Annotated in this window: 18 protein-coding genes; 6 read left to right on the top strand and 12 right to left on the bottom strand. The window is 73.6% G+C overall.

Annotated elements, in window-relative coordinates:
• Nucleotides 1–37: 37 nt before the first annotated feature.
• From IEV65_RS02065 to IEV65_RS02090, 6 genes are all read right to left on the bottom strand, one after another.
• Entirely contained in the window at nucleotides 38–370 is a 333-nt protein-coding gene (locus IEV65_RS02065; RefSeq protein WP_188427940.1) for a hypothetical protein, read from the bottom strand.
• A 5-nt stretch (nucleotides 371–375) separates the two neighbouring features.
• Entirely contained in the window at nucleotides 376–627 is a 252-nt protein-coding gene (locus IEV65_RS02070) for a DUF4242 domain-containing protein (protein WP_188427941.1), read from the bottom strand.
• 147 nt (nucleotides 628–774) lie between these two features.
• Entirely contained in the window at nucleotides 775–3,360 is a 2,586-nt protein-coding gene (locus IEV65_RS02075; protein ID WP_188427942.1) for an ATP-binding protein, read from the bottom strand.
• Nucleotides 3,361–3,403: 43 nt separating this feature from the next.
• Nucleotides 3,404–3,832 (bottom strand): universal stress protein, encoded by a 429-nt coding sequence (locus tag IEV65_RS02080; RefSeq protein WP_188427943.1) that lies wholly within the window; start codon nucleotides 3,830–3,832, stop codon nucleotides 3,404–3,406.
• 92 nt (nucleotides 3,833–3,924) lie between these two features.
• On the bottom strand, nucleotides 3,925–4,389 hold the full coding sequence (locus IEV65_RS02085) for an Hcp family type VI secretion system effector (RefSeq protein WP_188427944.1): 465 nt from the start codon (nucleotides 4,387–4,389) through the stop codon (nucleotides 3,925–3,927).
• A gap of 10 nt (nucleotides 4,390–4,399) precedes the next feature.
• Complete coding sequence (locus IEV65_RS02090; protein ID WP_188427945.1) at nucleotides 4,400–8,746, bottom strand: DUF2272 domain-containing protein; 4,347 nt, start codon at nucleotides 8,744–8,746, stop codon at nucleotides 4,400–4,402.
• A 197-nt stretch (nucleotides 8,747–8,943) separates the two neighbouring features.
• Here IEV65_RS02090 and IEV65_RS02095 point away from each other — a divergent pair, with 197 nt between their 5' ends.
• Nucleotides 8,944–9,402, top strand: coding sequence for an SRPBCC family protein (locus IEV65_RS02095; protein ID WP_188427946.1), 459 nt, complete (start codon nucleotides 8,944–8,946; stop codon nucleotides 9,400–9,402).
• Nucleotides 9,403–9,482: 80 nt separating this feature from the next.
• Here the strand turns inward: IEV65_RS02095 and IEV65_RS02100 are convergent, their stop codons facing one another.
• Nucleotides 9,483–9,869 carry a PRC-barrel domain containing protein gene (locus IEV65_RS02100; protein ID WP_188427947.1) on the bottom strand — a complete coding sequence of 129 codons (387 nt, stop codon included), beginning with the start codon at nucleotides 9,867–9,869 and terminating at the stop codon, nucleotides 9,483–9,485.
• Nucleotides 9,870–10,239: 370 nt separating this feature from the next.
• Between IEV65_RS02100 and IEV65_RS02105 the strand changes: the two genes are divergently transcribed.
• Nucleotides 10,240–10,443: a helix-turn-helix domain-containing protein gene (locus tag IEV65_RS02105; protein ID WP_188427948.1), complete on the top strand. Its 204-nt coding sequence runs from the start codon at nucleotides 10,240–10,242 to the stop codon at nucleotides 10,441–10,443.
• A gap of 41 nt (nucleotides 10,444–10,484) precedes the next feature.
• Entirely contained in the window at nucleotides 10,485–11,675 is a 1,191-nt protein-coding gene (locus tag IEV65_RS02110) for a type II toxin-antitoxin system HipA family toxin (protein WP_188427949.1), read from the top strand.
• A gap of 3 nt (nucleotides 11,676–11,678) precedes the next feature.
• On the opposite strand, the gene IEV65_RS02115 is transcribed toward IEV65_RS02110, so the two are convergent.
• The 3 genes from IEV65_RS02115 to IEV65_RS02125 all read right to left on the bottom strand — a co-directional run bounded on the left by IEV65_RS02115 (nucleotide 11,679) and on the right by IEV65_RS02125 (nucleotide 13,455).
• On the bottom strand, nucleotides 11,679–12,350 hold the full coding sequence (locus IEV65_RS02115) for an AMIN-like domain-containing (lipo)protein (protein ID WP_188427950.1): 672 nt from the start codon (nucleotides 12,348–12,350) through the stop codon (nucleotides 11,679–11,681).
• 238 nt (nucleotides 12,351–12,588) lie between these two features.
• Complete coding sequence (locus IEV65_RS02120; protein ID WP_188427951.1) at nucleotides 12,589–13,011, bottom strand: hypothetical protein; 423 nt, start codon at nucleotides 13,009–13,011, stop codon at nucleotides 12,589–12,591.
• A 54-nt stretch (nucleotides 13,012–13,065) separates the two neighbouring features.
• A complete protein-coding gene (locus tag IEV65_RS02125; RefSeq protein ID WP_188427952.1) occupies nucleotides 13,066–13,455 on the bottom strand; it encodes a hypothetical protein in 390 nt (129 codons plus the stop codon).
• Nucleotides 13,456–13,597: 142 nt separating this feature from the next.
• Between IEV65_RS02125 and IEV65_RS02130 the strand changes: the two genes are divergently transcribed.
• Nucleotides 13,598–14,506 carry an NADP-dependent oxidoreductase gene (locus tag IEV65_RS02130; protein WP_188427953.1) on the top strand — a complete coding sequence of 303 codons (909 nt, stop codon included), beginning with the start codon at nucleotides 13,598–13,600 and terminating at the stop codon, nucleotides 14,504–14,506.
• Here IEV65_RS02130 and IEV65_RS02135 read toward each other — a convergent pair.
• The gene (locus IEV65_RS02135) at nucleotides 14,496–15,176 is read right to left on the bottom strand and encodes a response regulator (protein ID WP_188427954.1); all 681 of its coding nucleotides are present in this window, start codon (nucleotides 15,174–15,176) and stop codon (nucleotides 14,496–14,498) included. The genes IEV65_RS02130 and IEV65_RS02135 overlap by 11 nt on opposite strands.
• Nucleotides 15,173–16,744 carry a sensor histidine kinase gene (locus IEV65_RS02140; RefSeq protein WP_188427955.1) on the bottom strand — a complete coding sequence of 524 codons (1,572 nt, stop codon included), beginning with the start codon at nucleotides 16,742–16,744 and terminating at the stop codon, nucleotides 15,173–15,175. The genes IEV65_RS02135 and IEV65_RS02140 overlap by 4 nt, the downstream gene beginning before the upstream one ends.
• Nucleotides 16,745–16,971: 227 nt before the next feature.
• Here IEV65_RS02140 and IEV65_RS02145 point away from each other — a divergent pair, with 227 nt between their 5' ends.
• Together IEV65_RS02145 and IEV65_RS02150 are read left to right on the top strand one after the other, a co-directional pair.
• Complete coding sequence (locus IEV65_RS02145; protein WP_188427956.1) at nucleotides 16,972–18,003, top strand: Bug family tripartite tricarboxylate transporter substrate binding protein; 1,032 nt, start codon at nucleotides 16,972–16,974, stop codon at nucleotides 18,001–18,003.
• Nucleotides 18,000–18,560, top strand: coding sequence for a tripartite tricarboxylate transporter TctB family protein (locus IEV65_RS02150; RefSeq protein WP_188427957.1), 561 nt, complete (start codon nucleotides 18,000–18,002; stop codon nucleotides 18,558–18,560). The genes IEV65_RS02145 and IEV65_RS02150 overlap by 4 nt, the downstream gene beginning before the upstream one ends.
• Nucleotide 18,561 lies beyond the last annotated feature (1 nt).

The following is an 18,561-nucleotide window of genomic DNA, read 5'->3' on the forward strand; positions in this document are numbered from 1 at the left end:
CAGTCCCCTGCGGCCGGACCCCGGCACCCGTTCCGGATCAGGGATGCAGCCCTGGCGAGCTCGACCCTGTGCAGAACGACGCGCCCGGCGCGAAGCCGTTGGGGAAGTGGAAGCCCGGGCCCGGTCCGCCGGGCACCGCCGCCCCCTTCCCCGCCACGGCCCGTCCGACCTGGCCGGCCGGCGGCCACACGAGCTCGCCGTGCAGCCCGGTCACGTAGTCGGCCAGGACGTGCTGACCGTGGACCTTCACGCCCAGCGTGTCCGCGCACGTCGGCGCGGCCGAGGCGGCGGGCGCCGTGAGGACGAGCGCCCCGGCGGTCAGGCCGAGCCCGGCCAGGGCCCGCGCGGCGCGGGTCAGGTGGGTGCCCATGGCCGTCACGACCCTTCCCGGACCTGGTGGATGGCGTCCGCCACGAGCCCGTGGGCCTCGCGGTGGACCGTGGTGGCGGCGTCCGCGTCAGGGGCGTCGACCAGGCAGAAGATCGTCCCGTCGTCCTCGCTCACCCAGTAGCGCAGGTAGTTCACGCCGTGCGCGTCCTGGGTGGCGAGGTCCGCCGTGTGGGCCTTGGCGACGTCGTCGAAGGTCACGGGACCGTCGAGCCTGTGCATGTCCATGAAGAGGGGCACGTCCGTTCCTTTGTCTCGGGTGGCTACTGACCCTCCGAGGATGCGCCGGACGACCCAGGGGGCGGATCGGGGGACGACCCCCAGGTTGCGCCGTCAGCACCCCCAGGTTGCGAGGGGCTCTCGCGTCGCCGTCAGGGTGCGGGGGGCTCAGACCGCAGGCGCCGCCAGCCCCGGGTCCGCCGCCATCAGCGCCGCCGCCCGTCGGTCGACGGCGCCGAGCTTGGACAGGACGGCGGAGACGTGGTGCTCCACGGTCTTCGGGCTGATGAACAGCGCCTCGGCGATCTCCGCGTTGCCACGTCCCTCGCGGATGAGGTCCAGCACCTCCTGCTCGCGTGCGGTCAGGCCGTAGGGGTGCGCCCGCGTCGTGGCCCGCGGGCCGTGCGGCACCTGGCGCACCCCCGACTGACGCATGAGGCGTCGTGCGCGGTCGGCCACCGCGGTCGCACCCAGGTCGTCCAGGAGGACGAGCGCCTCGCGCTGCGACGACTCGTCGCCGGCGTCCAGGAGCGCCAGGGCCGGTTCGTAGGCGTAGCCGAGCTCGGTCCAGCGCGCCGCCGCGAGCGCGGGGTCGGCGAGGTGCACGGCATACACCTCGGGGAGCCCGGCAGCATCGGGTATGCCGTGCAGGCGCGCCTCCCAGAGCGCGAGGTTCCCGCGGACCACCAGATCCACGCCGGCTGAGCGCTCCTGCGCACGGCGCAGGTGCACGACGGCGCCGTCGACGTCGCCCGCCACCCACGCGGCCTCGACGAGGGCGAGCTCGGTGGGCACGATGAACTGGGGCTCGTCGGAACGTGCCGCCGTGGTGGAGGCCTCCGCGAGGAGCGCGCGGACGCCGGCCTGCCCGCGGCGGATCCGGATGCGGCCGGAGACGAGCAGCGGCACGAGGCGGTTCTCGGGGGACGCCGGGCCGGCGAGCAGCTCCTCGGCCTCTGCGAGCGCCTCGTCCCAGCGGCCGAGGACCTCCAGGGTCTCGGCACGGACGCCGCGGATGCACCGCGCGTAGGTCCCGACGTCGTAGGTGGTGGTGTAGTCGAGACCTTCGTCGGCGGCGGCGAGGGCCTGGTCGGGCCGGAGGTCGACCAGGTGCATGCTGGCGAGGTTGGCCAGCGCCCGCCCGGCCTGGGAGTGCAGGCCGTGCTGGCGGGAGGTCTGCAGCGAGCGCGTCAGCAGCGGCAGCCAGTCGCCGCCGGTCGCGGCGAGGGAGCACCCCTCGGCGTTGTCGGCGTCCGCCAGGTCCGCAGCGAGCCCCAGCGGCGCAGCGAGCTCGCGGACGCGTCTCGCGTGCGCGATCGCCGCCTCGTGCTCCCCAGCGGTCATGAACATCCCGGCCAGCCCGGCGAGCGCCGACGACAGCTCGGGTCCGGGCCCCAGCGGCTCGAGCAGGGCGACCGAGCGCTCAGCCGCGGCCCGTGACTCCGCGCCCCTGGCGAGCCGCCACAGCGCCATGCTCAGGAGACGCAGCAGCGCGGCCGACCGCACGGCGTCGTCGACCTCCTCGCACAGCGCCAGCGCCTCCCGGGCGGTGTCCGCGGCCTCCGCCCAGCGGTCCACGAGCCCGAGCTCCTCGCTGAGCCGCGTCAACAGGTCGGCGCGCTGCGCGGGCGGCAGGGCGGCGGCGTGCCGCGCGGCTCGCGTGTAGTGCTCGACGGACTGCCGGTGCGCGCCGAGCGCGGCCGCGGCCTCACCGGCGGCGGGCGCGTGGACCAGGACGGCGGCGGGGTCGCCGGCCCCGTCGGCGTGGTAGGCGAGTCTCGCGTCGTCCCGGCACCCGCGGCGCACGAGCTCGGTCAGCGCGGCCCGGTGGACCGCCGCGACCTGGTGGGCGGGGACCGTCCCGGCCACGGCCCGTCGGGCGATCTCGTGACGGAAGGCCAGCTCGTCGTCGGCGAGGCTGAGGACCCCGCTGCGCAGGATCTCGTCGAGATGCTCGGCGCGGACGGTGGTGACGGCCGCGACCAGGTCGAGGTCGACGCGGGAGCCGAGCAGGGACACCGCGTCGAGGAGGCCGCGCGCACCCGCGCTGAGCCCGCTGACCCTGCTGAGCACCGCCGCCCGCGCCGTGGCAGGCACATGGTCGGAGGCCAGCTGGAGCACCTCGGTGAGGAAGAAGGGGTTGCCGCCGGTGAGCCGCAGCAGCTCGTCCGGGCCCAGTCCCGACCGCGCGGTGAGCGTCGCGACCGCGTCCCGGCTGAGCGGAGGGACACCCACGGTCCGCGTGCAGCCCAGCCTGGCCAGCTCGCCCAGCAGCCGGGTGAGGTCGCTGCCGCCGCCCGCCGCGTCGTCCCGGTAGGTGAGGACGAGCAGCAGCCGCAGCCCGCTCGTCCGCCGCGCGAGGAAGTGGATGAGGTCGAGCGTGGCGCGGTCGGCCCAGTGCAGGTCCTCCAGGACGAGGACGGTGAGGCCGTCGTGGCCGGACAGCTCCTCCAGGAGCAGCCGGAACAGCTGGTCGCGAGCCGGGCTGTCCGCGCGGCACGCCGCGGCGAGCTCACCGCCGGTCTGCTCCGCCACGTCGAGCAGCGGCCCGAGGGGGCGGGGTGTGAACAGCCCGTCGCACGCTCCCGTCAGCCATCGTGCGGTCGGGACCCGCCGGCGCAGCGCCTCGACGAGCGCCGACTTGCCGGCCCCGGTCTCGCCCGCCACGAGGACGAGTCGCGCCCGACCGGCCGCGGCGTCGGCGGCATACTCCTCCAGGGCGGCGAGCTGGGAGGCGCGCTCGAGCAGCTGCATGTCTCCCAGTGTCGACCTGGGGGAGGGTCGCGCGCCAGACCCTTCAGCCGGCGATGGCCTCGCGCAGCACGAGCACCGAGCAGTGGGCGTGCCGGACGACGCCCGAGGCGGTCGAGCCGAGGAAGGTGTGACGCCAGCCGGGCTGGGAGGAGGGCATCACGATGCAGCCGTAGCCGCCCTCCTGCGCCAGGTCCAGGATCACGCGCGTGGGCTGGCCGCGCCGGACGAGGACCTCGACGTCGGGGCTGCCGAGCGCATCCTGCAGCTCGGTGCCGAGGGTCTCCTGCCGCTCGAGCACCGCCGGCACGGCCCAGTAGGCGTCGGTCGGCATGTAGTAGGGCGGGTCCTCGTGCACGGCGATGACCGTGATCCGCCCGCCCGGGTCCAGCAGCTGCCGGGCCGTCTCGATCGCCTTCCTGCCCTCGTCCACGTGGTCGGGGACGACCGGCACCAGGATCGTGGAGTAGGACATGGTCTCTCCTCTCCGGTGCACCCGCGTCACCCGGGATGAGAGGCGCCGGGCCGCACCAGGCTTCTCTACGACGAAGTGTAGTCCTCAGCCGGTCACGGCGTCGAGGCCCAGTCGTCGCTCGCCGTGACCTGACCGTCCGGCCACGTCCAGACGATGCGGTCGTAGGCGAACGAGACCATCTCCCAGGGCAGCGCAGCGTCGTGACCTGCCGAGAGCGTGATCTGCACGACGACCGCGCGCCGCAGCTCGAGGGTGTAGGCGGGGGCGCGCCGGCCCAGGCCGTCGACGCCGAAGACCTCCAGCGTCCAGGTCGTGAACGCCAGGTTCTGGGCCCACGCCTGGGCCAGCACCGGGCTCGAGCGGTCGACCTCCTTGGTGACGACGACCGGCGCGTGCTGGCGCCGCCCGGAGGCTCGCCCGGTCGCCGTGTCCCAGGACAAGTTGAGGGTATGCCGCACGTCCAGCACCGCGATGCCGCCACCTCCGCGCCCGTCGGGCCGGCCGGAGCCGCCGCGGACCGGCCCGTGGGGGCCTACCAGGGTCAGCGTCGCGTCCACCCGGCCCGCCTCACGGGAGGGAGATGCCCTCGAGCGGGCTCGTCCGCACCCGCAGGACGGCGAAGTAGGGACCGGCGGCGAGGTTCGCGGACGCGGCCGTGACGAAGCCGTCGACGAGGCTGACGGCCGACTCGGCCACGGTCAGCCCCGCGCCTGTGCGGTTGCCGCCGCACGCCGTGAGGCTCGCCCTGCTGGTCACCTCGGTCACGACGTCCACGTGGCTCAGGTCGCCCCTGGTGAGGCCCTCGTAGGTCACGTCGTCGGTGCCGACGCGGTTCTTGCACAGCAGGTCGCCCACCTCGGGGCGCACCTCGTCGAGCCGGTACAGCCAGAACGGGTTGGCCAGGTTCTTGTCCTCCCGGTTCTTCCTGGCGGCGACCAGGTAGCGGGCGTGCAGGGTGTGGCGGCCGAACGGATCGCCGGGTATGCCGGCGGCGCGCGCCGCCTCCTGCACGCAGAAGCTGATGAAGCCGCCGCTCCAGGCCATCTTGTCCTCGGCCGCCAGGGCTGCCCAGCCGGCGGGATCGTCCGTCCCCCCGGCGCGGCCGTAGGCCTCGAGGAAGGGCAGGACGGCCGGGTCGCTCTCGGGGCGACCGTTCCAGGCGGCCAGCTCCTGACGTGCGACGGCCGCGACCTCGCGCTTGAACGTCTCGGCCTTGGTGACCCAGTCGCGGACGAGGTCGACCACGCCGCCCACACCGGGGATCGCCCCGAGCACTCCGGAGAGCGGCCCGGGCAGCAGGCTGGTCACGCCGGCGGGGAGCGAGCCGAAGGAGGCCAGCTGGAGGGCGCCGGCAGCGGCGCCGAGGCCGCCGCCTCCACCGAGGGCCACCTTGAGCCCGTCGGGCGTGGCGGTGACGTCGCTGCCCGGAATGGTCGCGGCGGTCTTGAGCAGGTCGCCCAGCCCGGAGAGCCCGGCGCCGTCCTGGCCGAAGACCGGCATCGCCGAGGGTGCGGTGAGCTCGTCGAGGATCTTGCTCGCGGCCTCCTGCGCCTTCTCGGGCGGCACGGCGTTGCTGTCCGCGGCCTTCTTGACCGTGGCCAGCTTCTGGTTGGCCTCCTTGGTCTTCTGGGCGCTCGCGGCCATCTCGGCCAGCTTGAGGGCCGCCGCCTGCTGGCCGAAGGTCGTCGCCAGCCCGGCCGCGGTCTGCAGGCCGGCGGCGGCGTTGGCCTGGGTGCCGGCCAGGCCCGCCATGTCGCGGAAGGCCCCGGCGTTCTGCACGGCGCCCAGCGCGCCGGCGAGGCCGGACGGCGCGGGAGCGTCGGGCGCGTTCTGCAGGCTGATGATCGTCTGCGGGAAGGGGGTGGGCGCCGTCGCCACCGGCTCGGCGCGGCGCGACATGAGCAGCGAGGGGTCGAGGGACCCCAGCTCGGGCTCGGTGTCGTCCAGCACCCAGTCCAGGTCGCCGCGGTGCTCCTCGAGGGCGACGCAGGGGTCCATGATCGACTGCGCGTAGAGCCCGTCGGTCGGCAGCGCCACGTGCATCGGCTCGCTCCGGGCGTCCTTGTCGGCATACCAGGAGTAGAGCTTGGCCGGGGAGTCCAGGCCGTCGAGGCCGAGGAAGGCGCCGGCGGACACGCGGAAGACCAGCGAGTTGCCGATGATCGCGATCGGGTCGCGCTCGACCACCGAGGCCACGCTCACCCCGTTGGTGCCGGGGATGACCGCGCCGTCGACGAGCATGAAGACGCGGTTGCGGTCCATCTCCCAGACCACGGCGCTGTCGTAGAACTCCACGTGCTCGTTGAGGTGCCCCAGCAGGTCCTGCACGGCCTTGACCATCTCCAGCCGCTCGTCCTTGAGCTCCCACTCGTCCGGCGGCTGCGCCGCCGAGGCGCCGATGCTCTCCACGGCTCCGGTCTCGGCGGAGATCAGGTCGTCCGAGCCGGACTGGGCCCGGACGGTGCGCCGGAAGTGGTCGGTGTCGTAGGTGTATCCCAGCGAGGTGAGGTTCGCCACGGACCCGGGGGTGAGCGGGCGGGAGGCCCGCAGCTTGAGGTCGCTGAGCGTCCGTCGGGTCAGCGTCTGCCCGCTCCTGGGGCGGGCGGTGAAGTCGACGCGGACGCTGCCGTTGAACTGGTAGCGCGAGGCGAGGGTGAAGTCGGCGTCGATCTCCACGCCCCCGGCGGTGAGCAGCAGGGTGTCGACCCAGCCGGCGGCGATGCGCGGTGCCTGCTCGGCCTGGAACCACGCGTCCCGCGCCGACTCGGCCAGCTCACGCAGGCGGCCGAAGATCGAGAGCGCGGGGCTGCCGAGGAAGGGCCGCAACGGTGCCCACGGCAGGTCGTCGAAGACGTCGAGCGCGACGGCCGGTCGCTCCACCCCGAGCCGGATCGTCATCGAGCCGCGCAGCTGGCGGATCGGCTGGTCGGCCCGCGCCCCGGGTGGGATCGGTGAGCCGGCGAACCCGGTCGAGACGTCACGCAGGTAGGTCAGCGCCGTGGAGTAGCGCCGGTCGCGCAGGTTCTTGCGGATCGACTCCCGCCAGCGGTAGGCGCGGGCGAGGGTGAAGGGCTTGATCGCGAAGGGCACGAAGAGGCACTCGCGGACCCCGGCGAAGTCGGTCTCGAGCTTGAGGTGTCGCAGGATCTGGTAGTAGATCACCGTCAGCGAGTGCGCGTAGTTGGCGTTGCGGACCACCTCGACGGTGCCGGTGACCGTCTCCTCCTGGCTCACCTCGGTCACGACGACGCTGTCCAGCTTGCGCCGCGCGTCGGCGAACCGGCGGATGGTGTCGCGCAGGCGCTGCTCCTCGGCGGCCCTCGTGTCCCGGCCGCCCGACTGGGAGGAGGTGCTCGAGGACCGCGCATGACCGCCGCCACCACCGGCGACGAAGCTGCCGATGGCGAAGCCGAAGCCACCGGCGCCGGCGCTCGTGCGCGAGGACGACTCGCCCCGCGCCCACTCCGAGAGGCTCGCCTCGACGCTGTCCTGGTAGGTGCGGTCGCGGGCCACCTCGTCGACGACCTGGTCGACCAGCTGCGTCGACTCCTCCCGTCGGGTCCGCTCCAGCCGTTCGAACTCGATCTTCTGGATGCGCTTGACCTGGCGCGGGGCCAGCGTGAGGGAGCGGGCGACGGTGCCCAGGGAGTAGCCGTTGGAGCGCCAGCGCATGCGGTACTCCAGGATGTGCCCGCGCGCGACCGTCGCCGCCTGGTAGCGCGAGGCGTCGCCCTCCCAGTCCAGCGGGTGGGCGGCGTCGACGACGTGCCGGCCGCCGTCGGTGCGGCGCAGTCCCTCGAGGTAGTCGACGGGCAGCGACGGCCGCACCACCGCGGCCTCCCGGCCGACGACCTGGCCCAGCGGCGTCAGCAGGTCCAGGTCGCGCACGCCGCGACGGGTCCGCGGCGTCTCGTCGCCGTCGTCCCGGGTGGCGACGACGGGGTCGTAGTCGAGGATCGGGAAGGAGGGGAAGCGCCGGGTGGGCTCCGAGCTCACGGCCGGCTGCTCGGCGCGCAGGATGACGTGGAAGGCGCGCTCGCCCAGGATCCGCTCCGGGCTGGAGAAGGGGTGGCAGAAGGCCCCGGGGTCCTCCCCGTAAACCTCCGGGTTGTCGGCCAGCTCGCTGTCGCTGGTGGCGAAGGGCGTGCGTGGCGACGGGTCGCCGCCCTCCGGTGCCTGCGCGAAGGGGGGCAGGGGGAGGGCGAGCACGTCCGGGAAGACGGTGGACAGGTCGTCCTTGACCGCGCCCAGCGCCACGTTGGAGCCGTCGGACAGCCACCACAGCCAGGAGGAGCCGGGGCTGTGCGGCATACCGACGACGAAGCCGCCGTCCACGCCGAGCGGGACCGGGGCCCAGGGCAGCGCCGCGACGGCCGGGAGGGCCGCGGGCTGGGCCTCGACGGAGGTGGTGAGCGGCTGCGGGGCCTGGAAGACGGGCTCGAGCCCGAGCGTGGACCAGTCGGCGGACGCGAACGGGGCCACGCGCAGCTCGGCGGTCGCGAACCGCACCGGGACGGTCCCGACCTGCACCAGCCTGGCCCGCCGCAGCACCGGCGGCTCCTGGGTCTCGACGGTGAGCTCGGGCTGCGCGATCTCCTTGGTCTCCTCCTCGGTGAGCTCCACCTTCACCGTGCCCTTGAGCGGCGGCTCGACGACCCGCTGCAGCCGGACCGAGCCGGTGCCGGTCAGCACCTGGAGCACGGCGGGCGCCTCGGGATCGGCGTCGGGCAGGGGGAGCGAGGCCTCCAGCGCGGGGCTCAGCTCGGCCGTCACGACGTCCACGACGCGCGTCGGTCCGCCCTCCTCGCCCTCGGCGGGCGGGACCTGCCTGGTGTATGCCGCTTGCACCGTCCGGCGCGGCATGGCACCCGGAGCGCCCGTGGGCGCGGTCACCAGCAGCGTCACGTCAGGCATCGCAGCCTCCTCCCGAGACCGGCGCACGCCGCGGCCGGACCCCACCAGCCTGCCCCCAGCCCTCGCCCCTGCACATGGGTACAACTGCCCATTGACAGCCCCCACCACCCGCACCGAGCGCGTCGATTGACCGTGCGAGCCGGGCGTGAGTCGGGTTCCCTGGAGGGGTCCGAACATCCCCGATGCAGGAGTGAACCATGACCAACGTCACCGAGTCCGTCGACGTGAACGTGCCCATCGCGATCGCCTACGACCAGTGGACGCAGTTCGAGTCCTTCCCGCAGTTCATGGAGGGGGTCGAGTCGGTCACCCAGGTCGACGACAGGCGCAACCACTGGACCGTCGAGGTCGGTGGGGTGACGCGCGAGTTCGACACCGAGATCACCGAGCAGCACCCCGAGGAGCGCATCGCCTGGACCACGGTCGGCGGTGACCTCGAGCAGGCCGGGGTCGTCACGTTCCACAAGCTCGACGACACAACCACCCGCGTCACCATCCAGATGGACTGGGACCCGCAGGGCCTGGCCGAGAAGGCCGGCGCCGCGCTCGGCGTCGACGACCGCCGGGTCAAGGCGGACGCCAGGCGGTTCAAGGAGTTCATCGAGTCGCGCGGCACCCAGGCCGGCGGCTGGCGCGGCGACGTCCCTCGGGACTGACACCGGCTGAGACGCCCCGACGCGACGGAGGCCCGTGGACCATCCGGTCCACGGGCCTCCGGCTGTCCGGGGGTCGGTGGTCAGTAGACGCCGGTGCCCGGGCCGCCGTTGATGTAGTCGCGGTAGTAGGTGTCGTGGCGGGCGCGCGCCTCCTCGTCCCACATCTCGCGCTCGTAGTCCGGCGCGGACTTGATCTGCTCCTTGGTCATCGCGACGTAGGCGACGCGCCGCTCGTGGTCGACCGACTCGATCGCACCGGCGGGGATCAGACGCTTGGTGCCGAAGATCCAGGGGCCGGTGTCGACGACGACATGCGAGGCGCCGGCCTCGTTGGACGTCTCGTCGATCTTGCCGATGGACCCGTCCGTGGCCTCCACGTCGTAGCCGACGAGGTCACGGTCCTGGTTGATCGCGGTGTCACGGTAGTCCCACGTGCCGTAGGCGGCGGGGTCGTTGGTGCTGGTCATCGCTCGTCCTTTCTCTCACTGATGTGCGATGCGGACTCTCTCCACGCTGCCCCGCGCCCCGACCACCCGCAAGCCGAGCCGTCACGCGCGCGGCCTGGGCCTGTCCGGCGCCCCCTGTGACCAGCCTCACCACCTCCGCACGCCGCTGAGGTATGGCGTCCGCGTCCCCTCGGGAGGGCCATGAGATCAGGGCAAGGTGCCCCTGAGCGCAAACCGGCACGGTCGTGCCGGTGCCGTCCCGGGTGTCAGGGTCAGATCCCTCACCTTGAGTCAAGGCGGCATGATCGTGCCGGTATGGGTGGACAAGAGCCGACGACGTCTGCCATCCTCTCTCTATCGGCACGATCGTGCCGATAGAGGAGCGTGTGAGATGGAACCCTGGCACGAGCAGCTGGTCGCCCGACGTCGTGAGCTGGGCCTGCGCCAGGTCGACGTGGCAGAGCTGGCCGGCGTCTCGGAGCGGTTCGTGCGCCTGCTCGAGGCGGGCAAGGACAGCGTCCGGCTCGACAAGGTTGCCCCCGTGCTCGAGGTGCTCGGGCTGCGGCTGGCGCTGCTCCCGGTGGAGACGCCGTGAACCCAGCCGCGCCCCGTCCGGCCGCGGCGGACCCTCGCGACGTGCGCACCGCGCACGTGCTCAAGGACGGCGTCGCGGCCGCCACCCTGCGCCGCGTCGAGGGGAGCGTCGAGTTTGCCTACGACACGGCATACCTCGGGTCGGGAGGGAGGGCCGTGGCCACGACCCTGCCGCTGACCGACGAACCCGTGCGGAGCGTCGGGGGTGCGGTGCCGGCCTTCTTCGCCAACCTCCTGCCCGAGGGCCGGCGGCTGACTGCGCTGCGGCGGTCCGTCAAGACGAGTGCCGACGACGAGCTGTCCCTGCTCCTGGCGGTTGGGTCGGACCCGGTCGGCGACGTGCAGGTGCTGCCGCAACCGCAGGAGGCTGTCACGCAGACGGTGCCGGTCGTCGAGGGGAGCCTGGAGGAGCTCGATTTCGCCGAGCTGCTGGCCGCCCAGGGGATCGGCGACCCGTCGGCACTGGCGGGGGTGCAGGACAAGGTGTCGGGGCGGATGCTCACCGTGCCGCTGGCGCACGAGGGAAGGGCTCATCTGCTCAAGTTCGAGGTGCCGGAGTTCCCCCACGTGGTGGAGAACGAAGCCTTCTTCCTGTCCGTCGCCCGGCGCCTTCGGCATCCCGTGGTCGAGGCGCGGGTCGTGCACGACCGGCACGGGCGTCCTGGCCTCCTCGTCACCCGCTTCGACCGGGTCGTGGAGGGGGACCGACTCCGCAGGCTCGCGGTCGAGGACGGCGCCCAGGTGCTCGGCGTCCACCCTGCTGACAAGTACACCGTCACCATGGAGCAGCTGGCGATCGCCCTTGCCGGGGTATGCCGTTCCCGGCCCCTCGCGCTCAGGGCCGTGCTGCTGCAGGCGGCGCTCGCCTGGGCGACCGGCAACGGTGACCTGCACGCCAAGAACATCTCGGTGGTGGGCACGAGCGACCGGTCGGTCGCCCCGATCTACGACATCCCCGCGACCGTGCCCTACGGCGACGCGACCTTCGCACTCTCGATGGCGGGGCGCCGGGACAACCTCACGGCCAAGGCGTTCCGAGAGTTCGGTGCGTCGGTCGGGCTGCCTGCGGCGGCCGTGGACAGGGCCCTGGCAGACGTGCTGGTCGTGACCGAGGACGTCATCGAGCGGCTGGAGCACGGAGCTATCGGCTGGGACGTGCGCCGACGGCAGGACACCGTGCGTGCGCTGCGACGCCGCCGCCGGGACCTGGGTGGGACGCCTGCGGCGGTCTGAGGGTCAGTCCTCCCGCACGTCGATGACGATGCGCGCGGGGTCGTCCAGGCCGAACACCCGGAACTCCGTGCGCTCGTCCAGCCCGATGACGATCTGCTGCTGCCCCTCGAACAGCCCGCCGAAGACGACCTCCTCCACGATCTCCGTGTCGTCGGCGTCGACGGGTGCGCCGTCGTAGCGGTCCGCGGAGTCGTTCGTCCAGTCGATCCCGCGCACCCCGATCTGCAGGTATGCCGTGCCGTCCACCTCGAGCGGTCTCCCGCTCGGGTCCTCGACCGCCTGGTCGACGAACTCGGCGTGCCAGCCCAGCAGGCGCTGGTCGCCGGACAGGTCGAGCACGACGCGGTCGTAGCCGTCGTGCTCGCCGATCCGCACGCCGGTGATCTCCTGGGCCTCGCCGCCGGTGACGACGTCCTCCTCGACCGGGCCCGTGGTCCACGGGAGGTCGACGGGCTGCTCGGTCTCGGTGGCTTCCGCGGTCGACGTCTCCGACCCGGTCGACGTCTCCGACTCGGTCGCGTCGTCGGACGCCGGGGGCGAGACGGTCACCGGGGCGCTCGTGGTGGGCTCACCCGAGGTGGTCGGGCTGGTCGACCCGTCCGGCGTGTCCCCTCCCGACTGGCACCCCGCGAGCGCGAGCGCCGCCACCATGACAAAGCTGAGTGAGCGCGTCATACCTCGAGAGTAGGCGCGATCCCCCGAGAAGGTGGCCGAAGCGCCACCTTCCACGGACCGGCAACGGGGCGTCACCGTGGTGACACAGCGTCCCACCAGGGACGCACGGGCAGGCAGGGAGTGGAGCGATGGCGTTGACGAGGAAGGCCGTGGTGCTCGGCGCCGCGGTGGCGATGGCGGTCCCGATGGTGGTGGCGGCGCCGGCAATGGCGCGGCCGCTCGAGCGGGAGCGGGTCACCTACGAAGACCACCTCGACCAGGTCGGCGCAGAAGTCCCGTCCGATGGTGTCCCCGCGGCCGGTGAGGTAGCGGTCGCCCTGGGGTGCCAGGCACACCTCGTAGACCTCGTGCGCTCGAAGGCGCGCATCTCGACGACGTCGGTCAGCCGGGTCCGCGGGGCGGGGTCGGTCAGCAGGTGAGTGGCGTAGGGATGGGTCGGCAGCAACCGCTCCCACTCGACCACCCCGGCGTCGTCGAGCGGGGCCCGTCCGTGCTGCTGCAGGGTCGGGCATCCGCCGTCGCGACGGATGCCCGACCAGGAGACCATGTCGGTGCCGACGCTGTCGGCCAGCAGCTCCAGCACCTGCCCCACCACGTCGTGCCCGTCGGCCAGCGCGCGGCAGAGCTCTGTGCCTCTGTGCGCCAGCCGGGCGACGTCCATGCAGGAGCGTATGGCGTGGGTCACACCTGGGCGCCAGGGTCGGAGCAGCTGCGGCTAGCCCTTCAGCGCCCGACGCACCGCGCGCACGTCGGACCCGGCGACGCCGGGCAGCTCGACCCGGCGGCCGCCGTGCAGCACCGCCACCGCCCCGTTGCGCGTCGCGTCGGGCTCGATAGCGCGGACCGTGGCGCGCGGAAGGGTGTGCCGGCGGACACCGTCGTGGACGACCAGCCCGTCCCTGGAGGCGGTCGTGGCGCCACCGGCGCGCAGGTAGAGGCCGACGAGCAGCCCCAGGACCACGACGCGCATCACCAGGCCCCACCGGTCGTCGGTGATGTCGACCGCGCCACGGGAGTAGCGCCATACCCCCTGCCCGACCACGAGCAGGACCGCGGCCAGCACGGTCCAGGCGAGCGAGCGCGAGCGGTGCCGGACCCAGGTCATGGAGCCAGGGTATGCAGTGACGGTCGGCCGAGGCGGCGTCGTGACACGCGGGTGCGGCTAGGCTCGATCCTGCGGAGGGCGGTCGGACGGACCGCGTCTCGTGAGGCACACGGCCACGACCTGGGGAAGAGGAGGCGCACGGATGCGGATCTACGGCTTCGACAGGTACGGCGACGCGGAGGTCGAGGGCCAGTTCGACCTGGCGCCGCTGGAGCCTCGCGACGGGCCGGTGCTCGTGGACGTTCTCGCCGCGGGGCTCAACCCGGCCGATGTCAAGGTCCGCAGCGGTCAGCGCCAGGGGGTCGTGCCGGTGACCTTCCCGATGGCCCTGGGTCGCGAGGCTGCGGGCACGGTCGTCGCCGACCCGTCGGGGACCTTCGCCCCCGGCACGCTGGTCTTCGGCTCCTGCGCCGCCGGCGTCGGCGCCCTGGGGGAGCAGACGTTGCTCGACGTGGCCCAGACGGCGGCCGTGCCCGACGGCGTGAGCGCCGTTCAGGCGGCCTGCCTCCCGGTGGCCGTCGGCACGGCCTGGGACGGCCTGCTCGAGCTGGGCGTCCGCGAGGGCGAGACGGTGCTGGTGCTGGGCGCGGGCGGCGGGGTCGGCATCCACGCGGTCCAGCTCGCCCGGCACCTGGGCGCGCGCGTGCTCGGCGTCGCCAGCGCCGAGAAGGCCGTCCACGTCGAAGCGGCCGGCGGCACCCACATCGCCTCGGGCCCGGGCTGGGCGGACCGGGTCCGGCAGTCCGCTGCCGGACGGGTCGACGCCGTGCTCGACACCGTCGGCGAGGCGGTCCTCGAGGAGGTGGACGGGCTGCTCGAGGACCACCGCCGGCTGCGCAGCGTCGCCTCTCCCGCTGCCGCCGCCCAGCTCGGCGGGAGCGGCGTCACGCGGCGCCGGACCGGCGAGGTGTATGCCGAGCTCGCGCGCCTGGTCGCGGACGGGGCGGTCCGCCCGGTCATCAGCGCGACCTACGGCCTCGACCGCGCGGCCGAGGCGTCCGCCGTCGTGGCGGGGGGCCACAGCCTGGGCAAGGTCGTCGTCACCCTCTAGCCGGGCCTGCGCGGTAACGCCGCTCGGGCCGGCCGACCTCGCCGTAGCGCAGCCGGACCTCGGCCCGACCGGCGTTGACGAGGTGCTCCAGGTAGCGACGGGCGCTGACCCGCGAGATGCCCGCGGCCTCGGCGGTCTCGGCGGCGGACAGGTCGCCCTCCACCTGGGACAGCGCCTGGAGCACGAGCTGCAGCGTCTGCGGGCTCAGCCCCTTGGGTAGCGCGGCCTGCGTCTGGCGGAGCGGCGTGGCGAAGAGCCGGTCCACGTCGTTCTGCTCCGGGGTGGCCCCGGGCTCCAGCGCCCGGTGGGTGCGGCGGTAGTGCTCCAGCCGCTCCCGCAGGTCCGCCTGGGTGAACGGCTTCATCAGGTACTGCACCGCCCCGCCGCGCACCGCCCGCTTGACGGTGTCGGCCTCGCGCGCGGCGGTGACCACGATGACGTCCATGTCCGGCGCGGCCTCCCGCAGGCCGCCGATGATGTCCAGCCCGCTGGCCCCCGGGAGGAAGACGTCGAGCAGCACGAGGTCGGGCTGCAGCCGGGCGGCCGCCTCGAGAGCACCCTGGGGGTCGTGGGCCACGCCGACCACCTGGAAGCCCTCGCACCGGCCCACGAAGCCCTCGTGGATCCGGGCCACCATGTAGTCGTCGTCGACGATCAGCACACCGATCACGACGTCACCGCCTCCTTCTTCAGCAGCCGCGCGACGAAGACCGCCCCGGCGTCGTTGTGCACGCTCACATCGCCGCCGCGCCGACGGCAGACCAGCCGCACGAGCGCCAGCCCGAACCCGTGGCCGCCGACCTCGCCGGAGCTCTTGGTCGTGAAGCCTGACCGGAACAGCTCGGTCGCCGCCTCCTCGCTGACCCCCGGGCCGGAGTCGTGGACGCGCACGGTCACCTCCTGCTCGTCGTCGGTGAGCGAGACCTCCACGAGCTTGTCCGCGGCGCCGGCCACCGCGTCGAGCGCGTTGTCGACGAGGTTGCCGACGACGGTGACCAGGTCGCGCGACAGGTCGTCGTCGACGCGCGCCAGGTGCGAGTCCTCGGTCACGACGAGCCGCGCGCCCCGCTCGCTGGCCAACGAGTCCTTGGCGATGAGCAGCGCCGCGACCGGCGGGTCCGACACCCGCTCGGTGATGTGCGTGTAGAGGCTGTCGCGGTGCCGGCTGACGCCCTCCACGAAGGTGACGGCCTCGTCATACTCCCCGAGCTGGAGGAGCCCGGAGATGGTGTGCAACTGGTTGCTGAACTCGTGGGTCTGGGCCCGCAGCGTCCCCGTCGTGCGGCGCGAGGTGTCCAGCGCCCGCTCGAGCGCCTTCATCTCGGTGCGGTCACGCATGGTGGTGACCGAGCCGATCACCGCCCCGTGCGAGCGCACAGGCATCCGGTTGACGACCAGCAGCCGCGGCCCGACGACGAGCAGCCGGTCGCGCGCGGTCCCCTCGGTGAGCGCCTCGCGCAGCTCCGGGTCGTCGGTCAGCTCCGCGAGGGGCCGGCCGAGGGCGTCCGGGGGGAGACCGAGCAGCCGCCGGCCCGCGTCGTTCATCAGGGTGACGCGCCCGGCCGGGTCAAGCGCGAGCACCCCCTCGCGTATGCCGTGCAGCATCGCCTCGCGGTGCTCGACCAGACCGGCGATCTCGGTGGGCTCCAGCCCGAGGGTCTGCCGCTTGACCCGCCGGGAGAGCATGGTGGACCCGATGACGCCGATGCTCGTCGCCAGCCCGACGTAGACCAGCAGGCCGGGCCCGGCGAGCGCGAGCCGCTCGCTGACCGCCGGCAGGTCCCGCTCGACGCGCGCGGTCCCGACCAGCCGGCCGTCCTCGTCGAGCACCGGCACCTCGGCGGCGACGGTGGGTCCCGCCGCGACGGGTCCCGTCCACGACCGCGCGGCGGGCAGCCTCGGCCGGTCGTCCGGGAGCACGGTGCCGACGTCACCCGGCCGCGAGGAGGCGATCACCGTCCGGTCCGGGTGCAGGAGGGCGACGTCGTCCGAGCCCGAGACCGTCCGCACCGTCTCCCCGACGGCGGCGAGCGAGGCGCTGCCGCCGGGCAGCGCGCTCAGCAGCATCGAGCGGACGGTGGGGTTGCCCGCCAGGTTCTCGGCCGCGGAGAGCGCGCGCCGGCTCTCGGTGCGCTGGATCTGCTCCCCGGTCTGGGCGAACGACAGGACCCCGACGGTGAGGACGACCAGCGCGACGATCACGAGCTGGAGCAGCAGGAACTGCCCGGCGAGGGTCATCCGTCCTCGTCGCACTCCGCCACCTCCGCACCTGCTCGCAGCCCGGCCCGGCAGCGGCCGGGCCACCCTCCATCCTGCCAGCCGGGGGCACCTCAGCGACCCTGCGGAAGGGCCGCGGACCGTGACCACTAAGAACTCAAAGAACGCTGCGACCGCAACGGTGACGTGGCGCCGCCCAGGGGTCAGGATCGGTCGCGTACCTGCCCCCTCGACGAAGAGGCTCCCTGATGAACAGCTCCCCCTTCCGCATCACCGTCGTCCTCGCGGGCGCCGCGCTCGTCCTGTCGGCCTGCGGCGTGACCGGCTCCGACTCCGACTCCGGCAACTCGGCCGCCGAGGGTGGCGGCAGCACCGGCTCGGCGGAGGCGGAGGCCCTGACCGACAAGCGGATCATGGTCCCCAACTCGGCCGGCGGCGGTTACGACCAGACCGCCCGCACCGCCGCCCAGGTGATGGAGGCGACCGGCATCTCCTCGGGCCTGGAGGTCTTCAACCTCGAGGGCGCCGGCGGCACCGTGGGCCTCGCCCGCCTCGTCTCCGAGGAGGGCAACGCCGACCTCGCCATGCTCATGGGGCTCGGCGTCGTGGGCGCGAGCTACACGAACGACACCGACGCCACCCTCACCGACACCACGCCGCTGGCCAAGCTCATCGAGGAGCCGGGCGCCATCATGGTCCCGGCCGACTCCGAGTTCCAGACGATCGAGGACCTCGTCGAGGCGTGGAAGGCCGACCCGGGCGGCCTGTCCGTCGGCGGCGGCTCCAACCCCGGCGGCCCCGACCACCTCCTGCCCATGCAGCTGGCCCAGGCGGTCGGCATCGACCCGACCGAGGTCAACTTCGTCACCTACGACGGCGGCGGCGACCTGCTGCCGGCGATCCTCGGCTCCAAGCTCGACTTCGCCACCTCCGGCGCCGGTGAGTTCAAGGACCAGATCGAGACGGGCGAGATCCGCGTCCTCGCCGTCTCCTCCGAGGAGCCGGTCGAGGGGATCGACGCCCCGACCCTGACCGAGTCCGACATCGACCTCGTCTTCACCAACTGGCGCGGGATCGTCGCCCCTCCCGGCATCGAGGACGCCGACCGCGACGCGTGGATCTCCGCGCTCGAGCAGATGCACGCCACGCCGGAGTGGGAGGAGGCGCTGGAGACCAACGGCTGGACCGACGCCTTCATCACCGGCGACGAGTATGCCGAGTTCCTCACCGAGCAGGACGAGCGCGTCGCCGACGTCCTCGCGGAGCTCGGGCTGGGATGAGCGCGGTCCACGGCACCACGGGTGCGGGCGGTCCCGGCGCCACGGCGCCGGGCCGCCCCGGCCCGTCCGGGGCACTCGCGGGGCGGTCGGAGCTGGGCGTCGCCGCCTTCCTGGCCGCCCTCGGCGTGCTGGTCCTCGTCGACGCCCTCGGGCTCCACGCGCCCTACTCCCAGTCCGACCCCGTCGGGCCCAAGACCGTCCCCTACGTCGTGGCCGCCCTGCTGGTCGTCTGTGCGGTGGTCCTGGCCGTGGACGTGCTGCGCGGTGGTCGGGGGGAGTCCGAGGGCGGCGAGGACGTCGACCTGACCCACCCCACCGACTGGCGGACCGTGCTGCCGCTGGTCGCGGTGTTCGCGGCCAACATCGCGCTCGTCGACACCCTCGGGTGGGTGCTCTCCGGGACGCTGCTGTTCTTCGGGTCCGTGGTGGCCCTCGGCAGCCGGCACTACGTCCGGGACCTGGTCATCTCCGCGCTGCTGGCGCTCGGCAGCTTCTACGGGTTCTACCTCGGCCTGGGCATCCCCCTCCCCGCCGGGCTCCTGGAAGGAGTGCTCTGAC

Source organism: Ornithinimicrobium tianjinense (assembly GCF_014636495.1).
GTDB classification, from domain to species: domain Bacteria; phylum Actinomycetota; class Actinomycetes; order Actinomycetales; family Dermatophilaceae; genus Ornithinicoccus; species Ornithinicoccus tianjinensis.